14 protein-coding genes and 2 pseudogenes are annotated in these 18732 nt (G+C 69.9%); 8 read left to right on the forward strand and 8 right to left on the reverse strand.

Translation table 11 applies throughout. The features are described 5' to 3' along the window. Window positions 1-358: 358 nt before the first annotated feature. A pseudogene (locus ABZ826_RS27510) lies at window positions 359-967 on the forward strand (transposase family protein); the annotation flags it as partial. Window positions 968-1073: 106 nt separating this feature from the next. Here ABZ826_RS27510 and ABZ826_RS27515 read toward each other — a convergent pair. The 3 genes from ABZ826_RS27515 to ABZ826_RS27525 all read right to left on the reverse strand — a co-directional run bounded on the left by ABZ826_RS27515 (window position 1074) and on the right by ABZ826_RS27525 (window position 4386). Beyond that, complete coding sequence (locus ABZ826_RS27515; RefSeq protein ID WP_361453738.1) at window positions 1074-3026, reverse strand: ABC transporter permease; 1953 nt, start codon at window positions 3024-3026, stop codon at window positions 1074-1076. A 109-nt stretch (window positions 3027-3135) separates the two neighbouring features. After that, complete coding sequence (gene modA, locus ABZ826_RS27520) at window positions 3136-3942, reverse strand: molybdate ABC transporter substrate-binding protein (protein ID WP_361453741.1); 807 nt, start codon at window positions 3940-3942, stop codon at window positions 3136-3138. A 48-nt stretch (window positions 3943-3990) separates the two neighbouring features. Further along, complete coding sequence (locus ABZ826_RS27525) at window positions 3991-4386, reverse strand: helix-turn-helix transcriptional regulator (protein WP_361453744.1); 396 nt, start codon at window positions 4384-4386, stop codon at window positions 3991-3993. A 206-nt stretch (window positions 4387-4592) separates the two neighbouring features. On the opposite strand from ABZ826_RS27525, the gene mutA reads away from it, so the two are divergent. From mutA to ABZ826_RS27550, 5 genes and pseudogenes are all read left to right on the forward strand, one after another. Next, window positions 4593-6458 (forward strand): methylmalonyl-CoA mutase small subunit, encoded by a 1866-nt coding sequence (gene mutA, locus ABZ826_RS27530; RefSeq protein WP_361453747.1) that lies wholly within the window; start codon window positions 4593-4595, stop codon window positions 6456-6458. Then, window positions 6458-8659 carry a methylmalonyl-CoA mutase gene (gene scpA / locus ABZ826_RS27535; protein ID WP_361453750.1) on the forward strand — a complete coding sequence of 734 codons (2202 nt, stop codon included), beginning with the start codon at window positions 6458-6460 and terminating at the stop codon, window positions 8657-8659. Before mutA ends, scpA begins: the two co-directional genes overlap by 1 nt. Before the next feature lie 12 nt (window positions 8660-8671). Continuing rightward, complete coding sequence (gene meaB / locus ABZ826_RS27540; RefSeq protein ID WP_361453753.1) at window positions 8672-9766, forward strand: methylmalonyl Co-A mutase-associated GTPase MeaB; 1095 nt, start codon at window positions 8672-8674, stop codon at window positions 9764-9766. A 33-nt stretch (window positions 9767-9799) separates the two neighbouring features. Next, window positions 9800-9910, forward strand: a pseudogene (locus ABZ826_RS27545) (IS5/IS1182 family transposase); the annotation flags it as partial. Window positions 9911-10033: 123 nt separating this feature from the next. Continuing rightward, a complete protein-coding gene (locus ABZ826_RS27550) occupies window positions 10034-10540 on the forward strand; it encodes a DUF6624 domain-containing protein (RefSeq protein ID WP_361453756.1) in 507 nt (168 codons plus the stop codon). Window positions 10541-10548: 8 nt separating this feature from the next. On the opposite strand, the gene ABZ826_RS27555 is transcribed toward ABZ826_RS27550, so the two are convergent. Beyond that, window positions 10549-10986: a hypothetical protein gene (locus ABZ826_RS27555; RefSeq protein ID WP_361453759.1), complete on the reverse strand. Its 438-nt coding sequence runs from the start codon at window positions 10984-10986 to the stop codon at window positions 10549-10551. Between the two features lie 621 nt (window positions 10987-11607). On the opposite strand from ABZ826_RS27555, the gene rho reads away from it, so the two are divergent. Then, window positions 11608-12747, forward strand: a complete 1140-nt coding sequence (gene rho / locus ABZ826_RS27560) for a transcription termination factor Rho (RefSeq protein ID WP_361453762.1) — start codon at window positions 11608-11610, stop codon at window positions 12745-12747. An 85-nt stretch (window positions 12748-12832) separates the two neighbouring features. Further along, window positions 12833-13831, forward strand: coding sequence for an aldo/keto reductase family protein (locus ABZ826_RS27565; RefSeq protein ID WP_361453765.1), 999 nt, complete (start codon window positions 12833-12835; stop codon window positions 13829-13831). A 108-nt stretch (window positions 13832-13939) separates the two neighbouring features. Here the strand turns inward: ABZ826_RS27565 and ABZ826_RS27570 are convergent, their stop codons facing one another. The 4 genes from ABZ826_RS27570 to ABZ826_RS27585 form a co-directional block, all read right to left on the reverse strand. After that, window positions 13940-15301 (reverse strand): NAD(P)/FAD-dependent oxidoreductase, encoded by a 1362-nt coding sequence (locus ABZ826_RS27570; RefSeq protein ID WP_361453768.1) that lies wholly within the window; start codon window positions 15299-15301, stop codon window positions 13940-13942. 132 nt (window positions 15302-15433) lie between these two features. Continuing rightward, window positions 15434-15775: a hypothetical protein gene (locus ABZ826_RS27575; protein ID WP_361453875.1), complete on the reverse strand. Its 342-nt coding sequence runs from the start codon at window positions 15773-15775 to the stop codon at window positions 15434-15436. Between the two features lie 29 nt (window positions 15776-15804). After that, complete coding sequence (ctaD, locus tag ABZ826_RS27580; RefSeq protein WP_361453771.1) at window positions 15805-17535, reverse strand: cytochrome c oxidase subunit I; 1731 nt, start codon at window positions 17533-17535, stop codon at window positions 15805-15807. A 447-nt stretch (window positions 17536-17982) separates the two neighbouring features. Beyond that, window positions 17983-18696, reverse strand: a complete 714-nt coding sequence (locus tag ABZ826_RS27585) for an SDR family oxidoreductase (RefSeq protein ID WP_361453774.1) — start codon at window positions 18694-18696, stop codon at window positions 17983-17985. Window positions 18697-18732: the final 36 nt, after the last annotated feature.

Raw genomic sequence — 18732 nt, forward strand, 5'->3', positions numbered from 1 at the left:
CGCCACCACTCCCCTCCAGATCAGGAACGCCAGGACAGGAACCCCAGGTCAGGAACCCCCAGGTCAGGAACACGACGCATTCGATGGGCCGTGTTCGCGGACATCCCGTTCGACGAGGACCGGTGGTGTGTGCGCGACAGCTCCGACGGCCATTGAATTTCCAGTCGACCGATTCCTCACCGCGGTCCGATCGCGACGGTCCACCGGAATCCTTCGCGCGGATCCAGATCGCCTTGCAGGCGAGCGCTTCGGCGTACGCCCGCGCGAGGGCGTCAGTGAGCCTCTTTCATCCTGTGCTGGCGGGTGAAACGGGCTGCTCGGAGCGCGTGGTGACGGGTCAGGGCCTCTCGTCGTTGGCGTGGTGATCTCACTCAGCACACCGGCGATCGAAGAGGCCCTGTTGGTTGCGTATCCTGCCATGCTCGACGTCCCGCATGGGCTCGTAGAGCATGTCTCCTGGTTGCTCTACGAGCGACGCCGGCTCTGCAACACCCGCTGGCGGAAGCTCGGTTGCTTCAAGCAGGCGCTGCTCACGCTCGTCCACCTGCGGAAGAACGAGACGTTCGCGCAGCTCGGTGCCGGGTTCGGGATATCCCAGACCACCGCCTGGCGCTACGTCGATGAGACCTTGGACGTCCTGGCTTCCTGGGCACCCGGCCTCCACGAAGCTCTCACCGGCCTCGGTGAGGGCGATCATGTCATCGTCGACGGGACCCTGATCCCCAGCGACCGGATCCGCGCGGACGAGCCCTACTACTCGCAAAAGCACCGCAAGCACGGCATGAACGTGCAGGTCATCGCCAGGCCCGACGGCACCCCGCTGTGGTTCTCCCGCGCGACGCCGGGCCGAACCCATGATCTGACCGCGGCCCGGGCCCACGGCATCGTCCAAGCCTGTCTCACCCGGCAGATCCTCGTTCTCGCAGACCGCGCCTACCAAGGTGCCGGCGCCACCGTCCGCACTCCCGGGCCACGGGCGCGTCCTCCCCGGGCGGATGGACTGCCAGAGGCATGACATCGGCCGTTCGGCGCCGCCCCGGTGGTGAACACCGGCGGACGCACGGTCGATCGAATCACAGAGCGACGACGGTGACCTCGGTCGCCTTGACGCTGGTCCACACGGCCGTCCCCTCACTGAGCCCCAGTTCGGTCGCCGCCTCGGGGGTGATCTCGGCGACCAGGTCCGGAACCTCGTCCGACACGATCACCATCCGGAGGCGGCTGCCCACGGCGGTGAGCTCACGGACCGTGCCGGGCCACACGTTGCGGGGGCTTCCGACGGGCCTGTCGTGGTGCACGGAGACCGCTTCCGGCGCAATGATCGCGAGGGCGGCCGCCCCTTCGCCGAGAGAGTCCGCGACGACCAGCCGGCCGCCGTCGGCGAGGGCGAGGGTGCCGTCGGGGGCGGCGGTGCCGGGCCAGGCGTTGCGGCCGAGCATCCGGGCGACCCAGGGCGAGCGCGGATGCCGGGTCACCTCGGCCGGCGCGGCGTCCTGAAGGGTGCGGCCTTCGTCGAGCACGAGGACCCGGTCGGCCAGGGACACCGCTTCGACGGGGTCGTGGGTGACGATCAGGCAGACCCCGCCGAACCCGGCGAGATGGGTGCGCAGGGTGTGCCGGACATGGGCCCGGCTGGTCTGGTCGAGGGCGGCGAGCGGCTCGTCGAGCAGCAGCAGCCAGGGGCGGGCGGCGAGCGCACGGGCCAGGGCCACGCGCTGGGCCTGGCCGCCCGAGAGCTGGGCCGGCCTGCGGTGGGCGAGATGCCCGACGCCCAGCCGGTCCAGCCACTGCCGCGCCTCGCGGCGGGCCTCGGCCCGGGGGACGCCATGGGCCCGCAGCCCGTACGCCGTGTTCGTCAGTGCGCTCAGATGCGGAAAGAGCGCGCCGTTCTGCGGCACCCAGGCGACCTGACGACGGTGCGGGGGCAATACGGTGACGTCGGTGTCGCCGAGGCGCAGCCGGGCCCGGGCACGCGGGGTGAGGCCGAGGAGCGCGCGCAGCAGGGTCGTCTTGCCCGCACCATTGGGTCCGACGACGGCGATCGTGGTGCCGGGTGCCGCGTCGAGGGTCAGCCGGTTGAAGCCGGTGACCTCGGCGTGCAGCGAGCGGCGTTCCTGCGGGACCGGGGGCGTTGCGTGGCCCGTGCGGGCGGCCGGCGTGCCGGCTCCGTCCGTGTCGTCCGCGCCGTCCGGGGCGGGTTCGGCGTCGCGCGAGCGGTCGCGCGGGGCGCCGGTCCAGCGTCCGCGCAGCCCGACGAGTACGGCCATGGCGATGGCGAGCAGCAGGAGGGAGACGGAGGTGGCGGCCTCCGGGGAGTCCTGGAGCAGCAGGTAGACCTGGAGGGGCAGCGTCTGGGTGGTACCGGGCAGGTTGCCCGCGAAGGTGATGGTCGCGCCGAACTCGCCGAGTGCCCGCGCCCAGGTGAGTGCGGCCCCGGCTGCGAGGCCGGGGGCGACCATCGGGAGGGTCACGGTGAAGAACACCCGGGCCGGTGAGGCCCCCAGGGAGGCGGCGGTCTCCTCGTACGAGGGCCGCAGCCCGGCCAGCGCCCCTTCGAGGCTGATCACGAGGAACGGCATCGCGACGAAGGTCGCCGCGACCACCGCGCCCGAGGTATGGAACGGCAGCGTGATCCCGAAGGTCTCCTCCAGCCAGGGGCCGAGCAGGCCCCGGCGGCCGAAGCCGAGGAGGAGCGCCACGCCTCCGACTGTGGGCGGCAGCACCATCGGCAGGAGGACCAGCGAGCGCACGAGCGCCTTGCCGGGGAAGTCGACCCGGGCCAGCAGCCAGGCCAGGGGCACCCCGAGCAGGAGTGAGAGGCCCAGGGCCCAGAACGAGACGAGCAGGGACAGCCTGAGCGCCTGTGTGACGCCCGGACTGGTGAGGTGGGTGCCCAGGTCCGTCCAGGAGGTACGCGCGAGGATGCCGATCAACGGCATCAGCAGGAACGCGACGGCGAGCAGCGCGGGGAGCGCCAGGGCGACAGGGGTACGCGCGCCGGGCACACGGCTGCGGAGTGCTCTCATCGGAGGTTCCCGGGATCGGTCGGTGGGTGCGGGACTGGCTCGACCGCACGAGGGCTGCCCGGTCCCCCCCGTCCCGGGCAGCGCTCGTGCGGTGCGTACGGTGCTCCGGCTACGGCTGCTGGAAGCCCGCGGCCTGCAGGATCTTCTGCGCCTCGGGAGAGCTGAGCCACTTCACGAACGCCGTGGCGGCCTCGGAGTTCTTGGACTGCCGCAGCGTGGCGGCCGGGTAGGAGGCCACCGCGTTCTGCGTGTCGGGGATGTCGACGGCGTCGACCTTGTCGGTGGCCGTGGCCGCGTCCGTCTTGTAGACGATGCCCGCATCGGCCTCGCCGAGCTCGACCTTGCTGAGGACGGCGCGGACGTTGGGTTCCTGGGAGACCGGCTTGACGGTGAGCTTCTGGGCGTCGAGGACCTGCTGGCTGTAGCGGCCGACGGGCACCTCGGGGGCGGCCAGGACGACCTTCAGCTTGGGGTTCGTCAGGTCCTTCAGGTTCGCGATCTTCTCCGGGTTGCCCTCCCCGGTGGCGATGACGAGACGGTTCTTGGCAATGACGGTGGGGGTGCCGGTGTCGGACTTCAGCCCGTCCATCGTCTTGGTGTCGGCGGTGACCAGGGCATCGGCGGGGGCGCCCTGCTTCACCTGCGCGGCGAGTTCCTGGGACCCGGCGAAGGAGAGCGTCACCTTCGTACCCGGGTGCTCCTTCTCGTACGCGGCGCCCGCGGTCTTGAACACATCGGTGAGCGAGGCCGCGGCCAGCACCGTGAGCCGGGCCTCGGGGGCGCCGGAGGACGAAGCGGACTTGCCGCCGGAGTCCTTCTTGTTGTCGTCACCGCCGCCGCAGGCGGCGAGCGGGACGAGCAGCGCTGCGGTCACGATCGCGGCGGCGGCGCGGCGTCTGGTGAAGGTGGTCGTCATGTTGCCGAAGGCTCCTTGAGGGTGATGCACGTCGCAGGTGATGCGCGATCAGGTGCGGTCGATGTACACGCTGGTGGACTTCACACGAGCGGTGGCCCGCATGCCGACCTCCAGTCCGAGCTCCTCGACGGCCTCCCGGGTGAGCAGCGACACCAACCGGTGCGGGCCTGCCTGGATCTCGACCTGGGCCGCGACATCGCCGAGCTTCAGTCCGGTGACGATGCCCGGAAAGGAGTTACGGGCCGAGGTGTACGAGGCATCCTCCTCGCCCCCGCCGCCTTGGCCGATCTCGATGGAGAACGCGGCCAGATCGCGGCCGTCGATGAGCCTGCGGCCGCCTTCGTCGCGATGGGTCGCGACCCTTCCGGCGTCCGCCCAGCGGCGGGCCGTGTCGGGGCTGACCCCCAGGAGACGCGCCGCCTGCCCGATTGTGTAGGACTGCATGTGCGACAAGATATTCGGATTGCTCTCGCACCTGCAATCCATTCTGGTGATATGTGGAGCAAATGCCAGTCCGCTTGGAGGAAGCGCCAAGCCTCGGATCGACGTCGACTGCACGACCGTGTGTGAAGAGTCGAGTGCTCTCGGAGAGGGCAAGGTCACAGACGGAGCCCCTGCTGCTCGTCTGTGACCTGCCCTAGCATCTGGGCATGACGGTCCAGCCTGCCGACGGGCTTTCGTTGGCCGCCGATTTCCCTCAACCCACCCATGAGCAGTGGCAGAGCCTCGTCGAAGGCGTGCTGCGCAAGTCGGGCAAGGATGTTGCGGGTTCGGCCGCCGAGGAAGCGCTGTCCACCACGGTGGAGGACGGGCTCATCACCCGCCCTCTGTACACCTCGCGCGACAGCGCTCCCGATGCCGGACATCCGGGCTTCGCCCCCTTCACCCGCGGCGGCACGGCCGAGGGCAACGCGGCGGGCGGCTGGGACGTACGACAGCGGCACGCCCTGGCGGATCCTGCGCGTCTCAATGAGGCGGTGCTCAAGGATCTGGAGAACGGTGTCACCTCGCTGTGGCTGACCGTGGGCGGTACCGGAGGCGTGCCGGTGTCCGCTCTGGCGAGGGCGCTGGACGGCGTCCACCTCGATCTGGCTCCCGTGGTGCTCGACGCCGGCGCTCATGTCGACGCGGCGGCGACGGAGTTGCTGCGGCTGCATGCCGAGCGGGGCGTCGATGCACGGGACGCCCGCGGCAACCTCGGCGCCGACCCGCTCGGGCTGGCCGCCCGCAACGGTGCCGCAGCGGATCTGACGGCCGCCGTCCACTGGGCGCGGCGGTGCGCACGGGAGTGCCCCGGAATGCGGGCCCTGACCGTCGACGCGCTGCCGTACCACGAGGCCGGCGGATCGGCCGCCGAGGAGCTGGGCGCTTCGCTGGCGACCGGTGTCGCCTATCTGCGGGCGCTCACACAGGCCGGTCTCACGGTCGAAGAGGCCTGTGCCCAGCTGGAGTTCCGGTACGCGGCGACCACCGATCAGTTCCTGAGCGTCGCCAAGCTGCGGGCCGCGCGGCGGTTGTGGGCCCGGGTGGCCGAGGTGTGCGGGGCCGCCGCCGCGGGGGCGCAGCGCCAGCACGCGGTGACGTCCTCGGTGATGATGACGCGGCGCGACCCCTGGGTGAACATGCTGCGGACGACACTGGCATGTCTGGGAGCGGGTGTCGGCGGGGCCGACTCCGTCACGGTGCTGCCCTTCGATCACGCCCTGGGTCTGCCGGACGCGTTCGCCCGGCGCATCGCCCGCAACACATCGGCCATCCTGCTGGAGGAGTCGCATCTGGCCCGGGTGATCGACCCGGCGGGCGGTTCCTGGTACGTGGAACGGCTCACCGCCGAACTCGCCGACGCCGCCTGGGCGTTCTTCCAGGAGATCGAGCGGTCGGGCGGCCAGGCGGCCGCCCTGGGTTCAGGGATGATCGGCGAGCGTCTCGCGGCGACCTGGGCGGCGCGGGCCAAGGATCTGGCGCGGCGCAAGGAGCCGGTCACCGGGGTCAGTGAGTTCCCGCAGCCGGCGGAGCGCCCGCTGGAGCGCGAGGCCGCCCCCGTCGAGATGTCCGCCACGGCATCGGGCGGTCTGCCCAGGGTCCGCCGCGACGAGGCGTTCGAGGCGCTGCGCGCCCGGTCGGACGCGCATCTCGCGGCGACCGGGCAGCGACCCAGGGTGTTCCTGGCCGCGCTCGGCCCGGCCGCGGCCCACACCGCGCGGGCGTCCTTCGCCTCGAACCTGTTCCAGGCGGGCGGGATCGAACCGGTCCACGACCCGGTCTCCGTCGACGCGGCCACGGCGGCCGACGCGTTCCGGGCGAGCGGGGCCGCCGTGGCGTGCCTGTGCTCCGGCGACGCGCTCTACGCCGAGCAGGCCGGGGCGGTCGCCGAGGCACTGCGCTCGGCCGGTGCCCACCGGGTGTTCCTCGCCGGCCGGCCCGGGGAGTACGCCGGTGTCGACGAGTACGTCTTCGCGGGCTCCGATGTGGTGGCCGTGCTCTCTTCCGTCCTCGACCGTATGGGTGTGGCGTGATGCGTATCCCTGACTTCTCCGACATCGAACTCGGACCGGGCGACGCCGCCGAAGTGTCCGAGGACCAGTGGCGCGCCGCCGTGAAGGAGTCCTCCGGCCGTTCCGACGACGACCTGCTGTGGGAGACCCCGGAAGGCATCATGGTCAAGCCGCTGTACACCGGGCGCGACCTGGAGGGGCTCGACTTCCTCGGTACCTATCCGGGTATCGCCCCGTATCTGCGGGGCCCGTATCCGACGATGTACGTCAACCAGCCCTGGACGATCCGGCAGTACGCCGGGTTCTCCACGGCCGAGGAGTCCAACGCCTTCTACCGCCGCAACCTCGCTGCCGGGCAGAAGGGTCTCTCGGTCGCCTTCGACCTGCCGACCCACCGCGGCTACGACAGCGACCACCCGCGGGTGACCGGCGACGTCGGCATGGCGGGCGTGGCCATCGACTCGATCTACGACATGCGTCAGCTCTTCGACGGCATCCCGCTGGACCGGATGTCGGTGTCGATGACGATGAACGGCGCGGTGCTCCCCGTCCTCGCGCTGTACATCGTGGCCGCCGAGGAGCAGGGCGTCGGGCCCGAGAAGCTGGCCGGGACCATTCAGAACGACATTCTGAAGGAGTTCATGGTCCGCAACACGTACATCTATCCACCGAAGCCCTCGATGCGGATCATTTCCGACATCTTCGCCTACACCTCGCAGAAGATGCCGCGCTACAACTCGATCTCCATCTCCGGCTATCACATCCAGGAGGCGGGTGCGACCGCCGACCTGGAGCTGGCGTACACCCTCGCGGACGGGGTGGAGTATCTGCGCGCCGGGCGGGATGCCGGGCTGGACGTGGACGCCTTCGCGCCGCGTCTGTCGTTCTTCTGGGCGATCGGCATGAACTTCTTCATGGAGATCGCGAAGTTGCGGGCGGCCCGGCTGCTGTGGGCCAAGCTGGTCGGGGAGTTCGAACCGAAGAACGCCAAGTCGCTCTCCCTGCGCACGCATTCGCAGACGTCGGGATGGTCGCTGACCGCGCAGGACGTGTTCAACAACGTCACCCGGACCTGTGTGGAGGCGATGGCCGCCACTCAAGGACACACCCAGTCACTGCACACCAACGCGCTCGACGAGGCACTCGCCCTGCCGACGGATTTCTCCGCCCGGATCGCCCGGAACACCCAGCTGCTGCTCCAGCAGGAATCGGGGACCGGCAGGGTGATCGACCCGTGGGGCGGCAGCGCCTACGTGGAGCGGCTGACGTACGACCTGGCGCGCCGGGCCTGGCAGCACATCCGGGAGGTCGAGGCGGCGGGCGGCATGGCTCAGGCCATCGACGCGGGCATCCCGAAGCTCCGGGTCGAGGAGGCCGCGGCCCGTACCCAGGCGCGGATCGACTCCGGCCGCCAGCCGGTGATCGGGGTCAACAAGTACCGGGTGGAGACCGACGAGCAGATCGATGTGCTCAAGGTCGACAACTCCTCGGTGCGCACCCGGCAGATCGAGAAACTGCGCCGGCTGCGCGAGGAGCGCGACGAGCAGGCCTGCCGGGCGGCCCTGCGGGCGCTGACGGCTGCGGCCGAGCGGGCCCCCGGCCCCGGCCTCGAAGGCAATCTGCTGGCACTCGCCGTCGAAGCGGCACGTGCGATGGCGACCGTGGGCGAGATCTCGGACGCCCTGGAGAAGGTGTACGGGAGGCATGCGGGCCAGATCCGTACGATCTCCGGTGTGTATCGCAACGAGGCAGGCGAGTCCCCCTCCGTGGACCGCACCCGGGCACTGGTGGACCGGTTCGAGGAGGCCGAGGGGCGGCGTCCGCGTATTCTCGTCGCCAAGATGGGGCAGGACGGCCACGACCGCGGCCAGAAGGTCATCTCGACGGCCTTCGCCGACCTGGGCTTCGACGTCGACGTCGGCCCGCTGTTCCAGACGCCGGCCGAGGTGGCACGGCAGGCGGTGGAGGCGGACGTGCACATCGTGGGCGTCTCCTCACTGGCCGCCGGACACCTCACCCTCGTACCGGCGCTCCGCGAGGAACTGGCCGCCGAGGGCCGCGACGACATCATGATCGTAGTGGGCGGGGTGATTCCGCCGCAGGACGTCGAGGCACTGCACGAGGCTGGGGCGACGGCCGTGTTCCCGCCCGGCACGGTGATTCCGGATGCCGCGCACGACCTGGTGACGCGGCTCGGTGCCGCGCTCGGCCACGAGTTGTGAGCAGCTGATCCGATGCCAGTGAAGATCGACATCGACAGCTATGCGAAAGAGGTCCTCGACGGGAAGCGGGCGTACATCGCCCGCGCCATCACGCTCGTCGAGTCCACCCGCCCCGATCACCGGGCGCTGGCCCAGCGGTTGCTTCGTGCCTTGCTCCCGCACGCCGGCAACGCCCGGCGCATCGGCATCAGTGGCGTCCCGGGAGTCGGTAAGTCCACGTTCATCGACGCCCTCGGCACGATGCTCACCGGGCTCGGCCACCGCGTCGCGGTGCTGGCCGTCGATCCCTCCTCCAGCCGTACCGGCGGCTCCATCCTGGGCGACAAGACCAGGATGGAGCGCCTCGCGGTGGACCCTGCCGCATTCGTCCGTCCCTCCCCCACCGCCGGAACGCTCGGCGGGGTGGCCAGGGCGACCCGGGAGTCCATCGTGGTGATGGAGGCGGCGGGATACGACGTGGTGCTGGTCGAGACGGTCGGCGTCGGCCAGTCGGAGACGGCGGTGGCCCATATGGTCGACACGTTCCTGCTGCTGACGCTGGCCCGTACCGGCGATCAGCTCCAGGGCATCAAGAAGGGGGTTCTGGAGCTGGCGGACGCGATCGCGGTCAACAAGGCGGACGGCCCGCACGAGCGCGACGCGCGCGCGGCCGCGCGTGAACTGGCGGGCGCGCTACGGCTGATGCACCCGGCGGACGCGGCCTGGACGCCCCCGGTGCTCACCTGCAGCGCCCGCGAGTCGACCGGTCTCGACACGCTGTGGGAGCGGCTGGAGCAGCATCGCGGGCTGCTCGAATCGACCGGCCGGCTCGCCGTCAAACGGCGTGACCAGCAGGTCGACTGGACCTGGACGATGGTGCGGGACGAGCTGCTGGAGAGCCTGCGCGGCCACCCAGGGGTGCGTTCCCTCGCTCCGGATCTGGAACAGCGGGTACGGGACGGGGAGTTGACAGCCACGCTGGCGGCCGAGCAGATCCTGGCCGCGTTCCATGGCTCGATCCCGGCGGCGGAGGCCGGTGGTCCGGCGGATCAGGGCCTCTCGCTCGGATCACGCGGGGTTGGCGAGCCGCGGTCGTCGATCCGGCCCGATCCGAACGAGAGACCGTAGGCACCAGGGTCCGTCCGGCGGGCCGTCGATGCCGTCAATGCTCTCAAGGACTTTCGGGCGGTGGCCACGCGGTACGACGAACGTGCTCATGTCGTCCAGGGCACCGCGACCGGCACGGCGATCCGGCTTCGGCTCCGGGGGTAAATCCATTATCGCGGTCCGCTGAGGTGCCTGTCACCGTTCTCCGGAATGATCTTTGCATCCGAAATGCGCCCTTAGGGTTGCGCGAGAAGAGCACAACGCACTGATTCGACCCAGGAGTTGAGAGTGGCACACGACGTTACCGCGCTGGCGGATGAGCTCACGGCCATGGCTGCGGCCGATCACCGGTCCTCAGTCCAGGCGCACAGCGAGGACCCCGCCGAGCAGCTGGCGTGGCGCCGGCTGACCGCGCGGCACGGTGACCGACTCAGTGAGATCATGGAGGAGTACGGCTGGCCGACGGCAGAACTGATCGGCGAGGAGGCCGCCCGCGCGGTGTGGCTGATCGCCCAGCACGCCGACCGACAGCTCGACGTTCAGCGACGCGCGCTCCAGCTGATGCAGCAGGCGGTTTCGGCAGGCTCGGCCGGCCCGCGCGAGCTGGCCTTTCTGCACGACCGCACGCTGGTCAACGAAGGCCGCAAGCAGATCTATGGCACCCAGATCGCCGGTGTGAAGGACGGCTCGCCGGTTCCGTGGCCCTGCGAAGAGCCCGATCGCATGGACGACCTCCGCGCGGAAGTCGGTATCGAGCCCTTCGACGAGTACGTTGCCAAGTTCGCGACGGCCTGACGCCCCAGTCATGTCCGGCGGATCATGCCCCGAGGCTCACCTGTCCCGGGCATGATCCGCAGGACGACGGCATTGGTCAGACACGGCCTACAGACCGAGCTGGTCCTCGACCGACTTGCGCGTCGGCGCCTGGCCGAGTGCGTCGTTGACGCTCCGCGCATGCGCGTGTCGCTGCCCGCGGTGTGCGCCGGCGGCCCGTGGAGAGCCGGGTGGTGTTCGCGGGCCTGCAAAACGGACTGCGCCTTCGTCCATCGCGCGAGGCCGTGCCCCCGGTGTTCAGCGAGGACTCCGGTGCCGTAGTGCTGATCGTCGCCCTGTCCGTCGCCGGGGACGACCAGTTCGGTGAAGCCCACGACCGTGAAGCCGGACTCGTCGACGGCGGCAACGGCGTGGAGCAGCTCGCCACCTGCCGCGACGGCGGCCGCCGCGGCCCGGACCCGCGCCACGTCCCAGACCGACCGAGCCGTACTCGGTGTCGTCCATGGGCATGTCGTCCATGGCGCGGCGCGATGCGGCGAACGTCGGCGCGAGGTCGTCGGGGACGGCGCCGTCCCAGGACACCAGGCGACAGCCCGGATGCGGCCGTCCGACGATCCTGCGGGAGCCGCGGTGCCGGTCTCAGCCGACGGAAGGCGGGCGCAGGTCAGGGTGAGGACCTTGCGCAGCCCCCGGCCCGCAGAAAATGATCACCGGAGGAATCTTCTCCGCGCCGAGGGCGCCGGGCAGGACGGGTGAGCGGGCGCGCGGCCCGGAGGACCACATCGCCCTGCGCGGGCCACGGCAACCGGGTACCGCGGCCGTCGCCGCCGACCTGGCGCGCACACCGTGGTACGGTGCAGTTGGTACATGTGTACGTCTCGGTTCGAGACACCGGTGCCGATATCTTCTCGTGGAGCTGCGCCCGTCCTTCTCCGACCGGCGATCCGGCTTTCCCGCACCACTTCTTCCAGTTCGGTACGGATCCTCTCCGTCCGGGCTTTCCCGCCCGTCGTCCGGGGCGTGCCGCCTTCCGCCCCCGTGCCGTCCGGGCCCCTTTCATTCGCCATGTCCGCGAAAGGACCACCCGCATGACCAGCACCCTCGAACTCCCCATCGACCAAAAGGAATTGCCCACCAAGGCTCTCGGCCTCCTCGACCTCACCCAACAGGGGCACGGCACACTGCGCATCCAGGGCGACCGCTCCTCCCCCAGCGACGTGCAGGTCCCCGCCGCTCTGATCCGCCGCCACGGCCTGCGCAAGGGCGATGTCGTCGAGGGCCTCTGCGAGCGACCCCGCGCCCTGTCCGGGATCGTACGGGTCAACGGCCTCTCCCCGCAGGCGCTGCGCGGCCGGCCCCATTTCCGCGATCTGACCCCGCTCCACCCCCGGCAGCGGCTGCGCCTGGAAACGCCGTCCGGCGGTCCGGCGACGCGCCTGGTCGATCTGGTGTCCCCGATCGGCAAGGGGCAGCGCGGACTCGTCGTCGCGCCACCCAGAACCGGCAAGACGGTGCTGCTGCAACAGATCGCGGCAGCCGTCGCCGCCAACCACCCCGAGTGCCATCTGATGGTGGTACTGCTCGACGAACGCCCCGAGGAGGTCACGGACATGCGCCGGTCCGTACGGGGCGAGGTGCTCGCCTCGACGTTCGACCGGCCGGCGAAGGAACACATCCTGCTCGCCGAACTCGCGGTCGAGCGCGCCAAGCGTCTGGTCGAACAGGGCCGGGACGTCGTCGTCCTGCTCGACTCCCTCACCCGGCTGTGCCGCGCCCACAACAACGCGTCCGGCGCGGGCGGACGCACCCTCAGCGGCGGCGTCGACGCTGCCGCGCTGCTCGGTCCCAAGCGGCTCTTCGGGGCCGCGCGCCTTGCCGAGGAGGGCGGCTCCCTCACCATCCTGGCCACCGCTCTGGTGGAGACCGGCTCCCGCGCCGACGACTACTTCTTCGAAGAGCTGAAGAGCACCGGCAACATGGAGCTCCGGCTCGACCGTTCGCTGGCCGACAGACGGATCCACCCGGCCGTCAACATTCCGGCGTCCGGCACTCGACGTGATGAACTCCTGGTAACGGAGGCCGAGTTGCGGACGGTGCGCGGACTGCGGCGCGCACTGCACTCCAGGGATCCGCAGACCGCGCTCGAAACGCTGCTGGACCGGATCCGGCGCACCCCTGACAACGCGGCCTTCCTCCGTACGGTCCACCTCACCGTTCCCGATGCCTGAGCCTGTCCGATCGCGGCGGGACGGCGCAATAGCATGGACCGCTCCTGCACGATCCGCCCCCAACGAGCACAGGAAGAGCAGGCACATGGAATTCCGCCGACTCGGCCGCAGCGGTCTGACCATCAGCGAGATCGCCTACGGCAATTGGCTCACCCATGGCTCCCAGGTGGAGGAGGACGCGGCGGTCGCCTGTATCCGCGCGGCCCTCGACGCCGGGATCACCACCTTCGACACCGCGGACGTATACGCCGAGACGCGGGCCGAGGCCGTGCTGGGCCGAGCGCTCAAGAGCGAGCGCCGCGCGGGACTTGAGGTGTTCACCAAGGTGTACTTCCCGACCGGTCCCGGCCACAACGACCGGGGGCTCGGACGCAAGCACATCATGGAGTCCATCAACAACTCGCTGCGCCGCCTGCAGACGGATTACGTGGACCTCTACCAGGCACACCGCTACGACCACTCGACCCCGCTGGAAGAGACCATGGAGGCGTTCGCCGACGTCGTCCGCTCCGGCAAGGCCCTCTACATCGGCGTCTCCGAGTGGACGGCCGACCAGCTCCGTGCCGGACACGGTCTGGCCCGTGAGCTGCAGGTGCCGCTGATCTCCAACCAGCCGCAGTACTCGGCACTGTGGCGGGTCATCGAGAGTGAGGTGGTACCCGCTTCGGAGGAACTGGGCATCGGGCAGATCGTCTGGTCACCGATCGCTCAGGGCGCCCTCACGGGCAAGTACAAGCCCGGCGCACCGCTCCCGGCCGGCTCTCGGGCGACGGATGAGAAGGGCGGGGCGAACATGGTCGCCGGCTGGCTGCGCGACGAGGTGCTGGAGCGCGTCCAGCAGCTGCGGCCGCTCGCCGACCAGGCCGGTCTGAGCCTGGCCCAGCTCGCGGTCGCGTGGGTGCTGCAGAATCCGAATGTCTCCGCCGCCATCATCGGCGCCTCCCGGCCCGAGCAGGTGACGGAGAACGCCGCGGCGGCGGGTGTGACACTCGACGCGGAGCTGCTGAAGAGCATGGACGACATCCTGTCCCCGGTGGCGGAACGGGACTCCGGTCTGACGGCCGGTCACGAGAGCAACAGCTGACTCGACCGTCCGCGACCAGGGGCAGGGCCCTCCGGACAGCGGGCCCTGCCCCTTCTCGTCACTCTTTCCGGGCCGTGCGCGGATCACTGCTCCGAGCCGTGGACGGGGTCAGACACCGGTGTGCAGCGATGCGGTGTGCTCGCGGACCTGTGCCGGTGTGAGATAGGAGTCCGTGTACTCGAAGTCACGCAGCTTGGCCGGCTTGCGGGCCTGGAAGCCGGTGCGCACGAAGTCGTCACCTGCGATGGCGTTGAGCATCCAGTTGGTCATGACCCGCGCCTTGGCCACATTGGTCCGCAGCGCCGTCCAGTGGTAGCCACGGGCGACGGCCTGTGCCAGGACTCCGTGCATTTCGAGGCCGACCGGCTTGGATACCGCGTCCTTGCCTCCGAGGTCCACGACCAGGCCGAGGTCCCTGTGCACATACGGCTTCAGCGGCTGGTGACGGAGCGTGGCGATGAGGTTGTCGGCGAGCGTGCGACCCTGGCGCATGGCGTGCTGCGCGGTGGGCGGGCAGACCGCCCCGGGGTCCTTGCTCAGGTCCGGTACGGCCGCGACGTCGCCGAGCGCGAACATGCCGTCGTAGCCCGGCAGGCTCATCTCGGGCGTGACCGCGAGCCGTCCGCGTACCGTCTCCGCGTCGAAGGTGGAGACCAGTGGACTCGCGGTGACGCCCGCCGTCCAGATCAGCGTGCGGCAGGGCACCACCCGGCCGTCGGTGAAGGTCACCTGCTCCGGCCCGGCCTCGGCGACGGAGACCCCGAGCGACACCTCGATGCCGCGTGCGCGCAGCACCTCCAGGGCGCTCCAGCCGAGTCTGTCGCCCAGCTCGGGCATGAGTTTCGGGGCGATGTCGATGAGGTGCCACTTGATCAGCCTGGGGTCGAGCCTCGGGTAGTGCCTGACCGCGTTGGTGGTGAGGCGCTGCAGACAGGCAGCCGTCTCGGTGCCCGCGTATCCGCCGCCGACCACCACGAACTGGAGCCGTGAAGCCCGCTCGTGCTCGTCGTGACTGGCATCCGCGAGATCGAGCTGGGCGATCACGTGGTCCCGTACGTACGCGGCCTCGGCGAGCGTCTTCATGCCCCGGGCGTTGTCGAGCAGGCCGGGGATGTCGAAGGTACGGGTGACACTGCCGGGGCTGAGCACGATGTAGTCGTAGGGCTCGTAGACGACCTCGTCGGTGATCTTGCGGATGACGCAGACCTTCGCCTTGGGGTCCACTCCGACGGCACCGCCCGGGATGATCCGGGTGCGGTGCTTGCGGCTCCGTCGCAGCGACACCGCGACCGACTGCGGGGTGAGCACTCCTGCCGCCACCTGGGGCAGCAGAGGCAGATAGAGCTGGTACGAGAACGGGGCGACGAGCGTGATGTGCGCCTCGCCCGGGGCGAGCCCGCGCTCCAGACGGCGCACGCACTCCACCCCGGCGAATCCGGCGCCGACAACGAGGATCCTGGGTCGTGCCACGGTGTTCGTCCCTTCTCGGGCATGCGCGGTCGTCCGTTCGCCTGCCCCGTCGCACGCGCCCGTCATCTCTCATCTTCACGAGCCGCGGCCGACTTCGCCTGCTGGGGACGACGGACGGACGACACCCCCGGGTCAGCGGGCGAGCAGGGCGACCGCCGTGCAGGTGCCGCCCACCACGCAGACGAGCACGACGCCGACCGCGACACAGCGGGCCCTGAGCTCGCGGTAGCGCGCGTCATATTCGCCGCGCAGTTGGACGGCGCGGACGGAGATCCGCCAGAGCATGGCCCGCGATGTGGTGACACGGTCCGCGATATAGACCCGCTCCACCTCCTCGCGCTGTGCCGTGGTGAGCCAGGGCAGCTCGTCGGCGAAGCGGTCCGCCTGCCGTCGGGCCTCCTCGACCTCGGCGTTCCACAGCAGATAGCCCTCCAGCTGTGCCAGACCGCGCGCACAGTCCTTGTCCGGGTCCACTCGCTCCTCCTCTCCCGGGACCGCCCTGCTCATGCCCCGCTGTCCCCCGGGGCCGCGGTCGTGCCGGTGCCGGGACGGTTGATCGCTTCGTCGAGGGCGCGGACCGAGGGGTGGTGCAGGTCGAACGCCGGGGATTCGGAACGGATCCGCGGCAGGGTGAGGAAGTTGTGCCGCGGCGGCGGGCAGGAGGTCGCCCACTCCAGCGAACGGCCGTAGCCCCACGGGTCGTCGACCCCGACGTTCTTGCCGTACTTGGCGGTCTTCCACACGTTGTAGAAGAACGGCAGCATCGACAGACCGAGCAGGAACGCGGAGATCGTCGAGACCGTGTTCAGCGCGGTGAAGCCGTCCGAGGCGAGGTAGTCCGCGTAACGACGCGGCATGCCCTCGGCACCCAGCCAGTGCTGCACCAGGAATGTGCCGTGGAAGCCCACGAACAGCGTCCAGAACGTGATCTTGCCGAGCCGCTCGTCCAGCATCTTGCCGGTGAACTTCGGCCACCAGAAATGGAATCCGGCGAACATCGCGAAGACCACGGTCCCGAAGACGACGTAGTGGAAGTGCGCGACGACGAAGTACGAGTCCGAGACGTGGAAGTCCAACGGGGGCGACGCCAGGATCACACCGGTCAGACCACCGAAGAGGAACGTGACCAGGAAGCCGACGGCCCAGAGCATCGGTGTCTCGAAGGACAACGACCCCTTCCACATCGTGCCGATCCAGTTGAAGAACTTCACACCGGTCGGTACCGCGATGAGGAATGTCATGAACGAGAAGAACGGCAACAGCACACCGCCGGTGACGAACATGTGGTGTGCCCACACGGTCGCCGAGAGACCCGCGATGGCGATCGTCGCACTGATCAGACCGATGTAGCCGAAGATCGGTTTGCGGCTGAAGACCGGGATGATCTCACTGACGATCCCGAAGAACGGCAGAGCGATGATGTACACCTCCGGATGGCCGAAGAACCAGAAGAGGTGTTGCCAGAGCAATGCGCCGCCATTGGCCGCATCGAACACATGCGCACCGAACTTGCGGTCCGCCTCCAGCACCAGCAGGGCTGCCGCGAGGACGGGGAAGGCCAGCAGGACGAGTACGGCGGTCAGCAGGACGGTCCAGACGAAGATCGGCATGCGGAACATCGTCATGCCGGGAGCGCGCATGCCGATGATCGTGGTGATGAAGTTGACCGAACCCAGGATCGTGCCGAAGCCGGAGAAGGCCAGACCCATGATCCACATATCGCTGCCGATGCCCGGTGAGCGGACCGCGTCGGTCAGTGGGGAATAGGCGAACCAGCCGAAGTCGGCCGCGCCCTGCGGGGTGAGGAACCCGGCCACCACGATGAGCGAGCCGAAGAGGTACAGCCAGTACGCCAACATGTTCAGCCGCGGGAACGCCACGTCGGGCGCACCGATCTGCAGCGGCATGATCCAGTTCGTGAAGCCGGCGAACAGCGGTGTCGCGAACATCAGCAGCATGATCGTGCCGTGAATCGTGAACGCCTGGTTGAACTGCTCGGGCGAAACGATCTGGATCCCGGGACGGGCCAGCTCGGCTCGCATGACCAGAGCCAGCACACCACCGACGATGAAGAAGGCGAACGACGTGACCAGGTAGAGCGTGCCGATCGTCTTGTGATCGGTGGTGGTCAGCCACTTGATGACGACGTTGCCCGGTTCCTTGGCGCGTACCGGAAGCTCGTTCGCGTACGCCTCGTCTTCCTCCGCTGCCCCTGATGTGCCCGTCGTCGTCACTGGGACGCTCCTTCGATCTCATTCGCGGGTGGACTGGACACCCGGCAGGGGCGCCGACTCCACCAGGACGGCCGACAGGCCGGTCCCGCGCGCGTCACGCCAGATTCCAGGTGCAGCAAATCAGCCGCGGGGCCACTATGTGCGGCCCGGCGCCCGCCGTCGCATGACTTTCACTCGTCAGGGCGTCCTCGGCCGACGGCCCGACCCGCCCGCACACCGTCGACGCCGGTGCGGACTTCCGTACGAGCGACGGGCGACGCCGTGACCCGGGGTTCGGGCGCGGCGCCCTCATCCACTCAACCGGCAATGGCCGCAAAGCGGTTCATGTCATCGAGTCGCCGAATCCCTGCGGTGCGCCTCCAACTCCCCCACCGGAAGGCACCGTTGCCGCAGGAGACGGCGAACGCCCGGATCGGTGACCGGCTCCGGGCATCGCTGCTGCGCCGCTCAGGCCAGCCCGCCTGTGGCGCGTACGTTCTGACCTGTCATCCACCGGCCGTCGTGGCCGACCAGGAAGGCGACCACGTCGGCGACGTCCTCGGGTTCGCCCAGTCGGCCGAGAGGTGTCATTCCGGCGACTGCTTCGAGCGCCTCCGGCTCGTTGGCGCCGCGCAGCATGTCGGTGTCGGTCGCACCGGGTGAGACGGTGTTGACCGTGATCCCCCGGGCTCCGAGTTCGTGGGCCGCGACGGCGGTGAGCTGCTCGACCGCGCCCTTGCTGGCGGCATACGCGGAGATGCCGGGGCCCTGCCGCACGGTGTTGGCCGTGGAGATGTTCACGATGCGGCCGCCGTCACGCATCCGCCGGGCCGCGTGGCGGATCGTCATGAAGACCGCTCGGGTGTTGACCGCCATCACCTTGTCGAACACGTCCGGTCCGGTGTCCGCGATGAGGGACGGGGGGAGGCACAGCGCGGCGTTGTTCACCAGGATGTCCAGACCGCCCAGCCTCGCCTCGGCGGCCTCCATCAGCTGTTGCGGCCCGTCCGGATCGGCGAGATCGATACGGACGGCCGATGCTTCGCCGCCCTTGTCCCGCACGGCGCGGACGACCTCCGCGGCCGCTACGTCGCTGGTGGCGTAGTTGAAGACGACGTGCGCCTCGTCGCGGCACAGGCGCTCGACGATCGCGCGGCCGATGCCCCGAGATCCTCCGGTCACCACGGCCTTCCTGCCTGTCAGCACAGTCCGCCCCCT

Source organism: Streptomyces sp. NPDC047515 (genome assembly GCF_040643055.1).
In the GTDB taxonomy this organism is placed as follows: Bacteria; Actinomycetota; Actinomycetes; order Streptomycetales; family Streptomycetaceae; genus Streptomyces.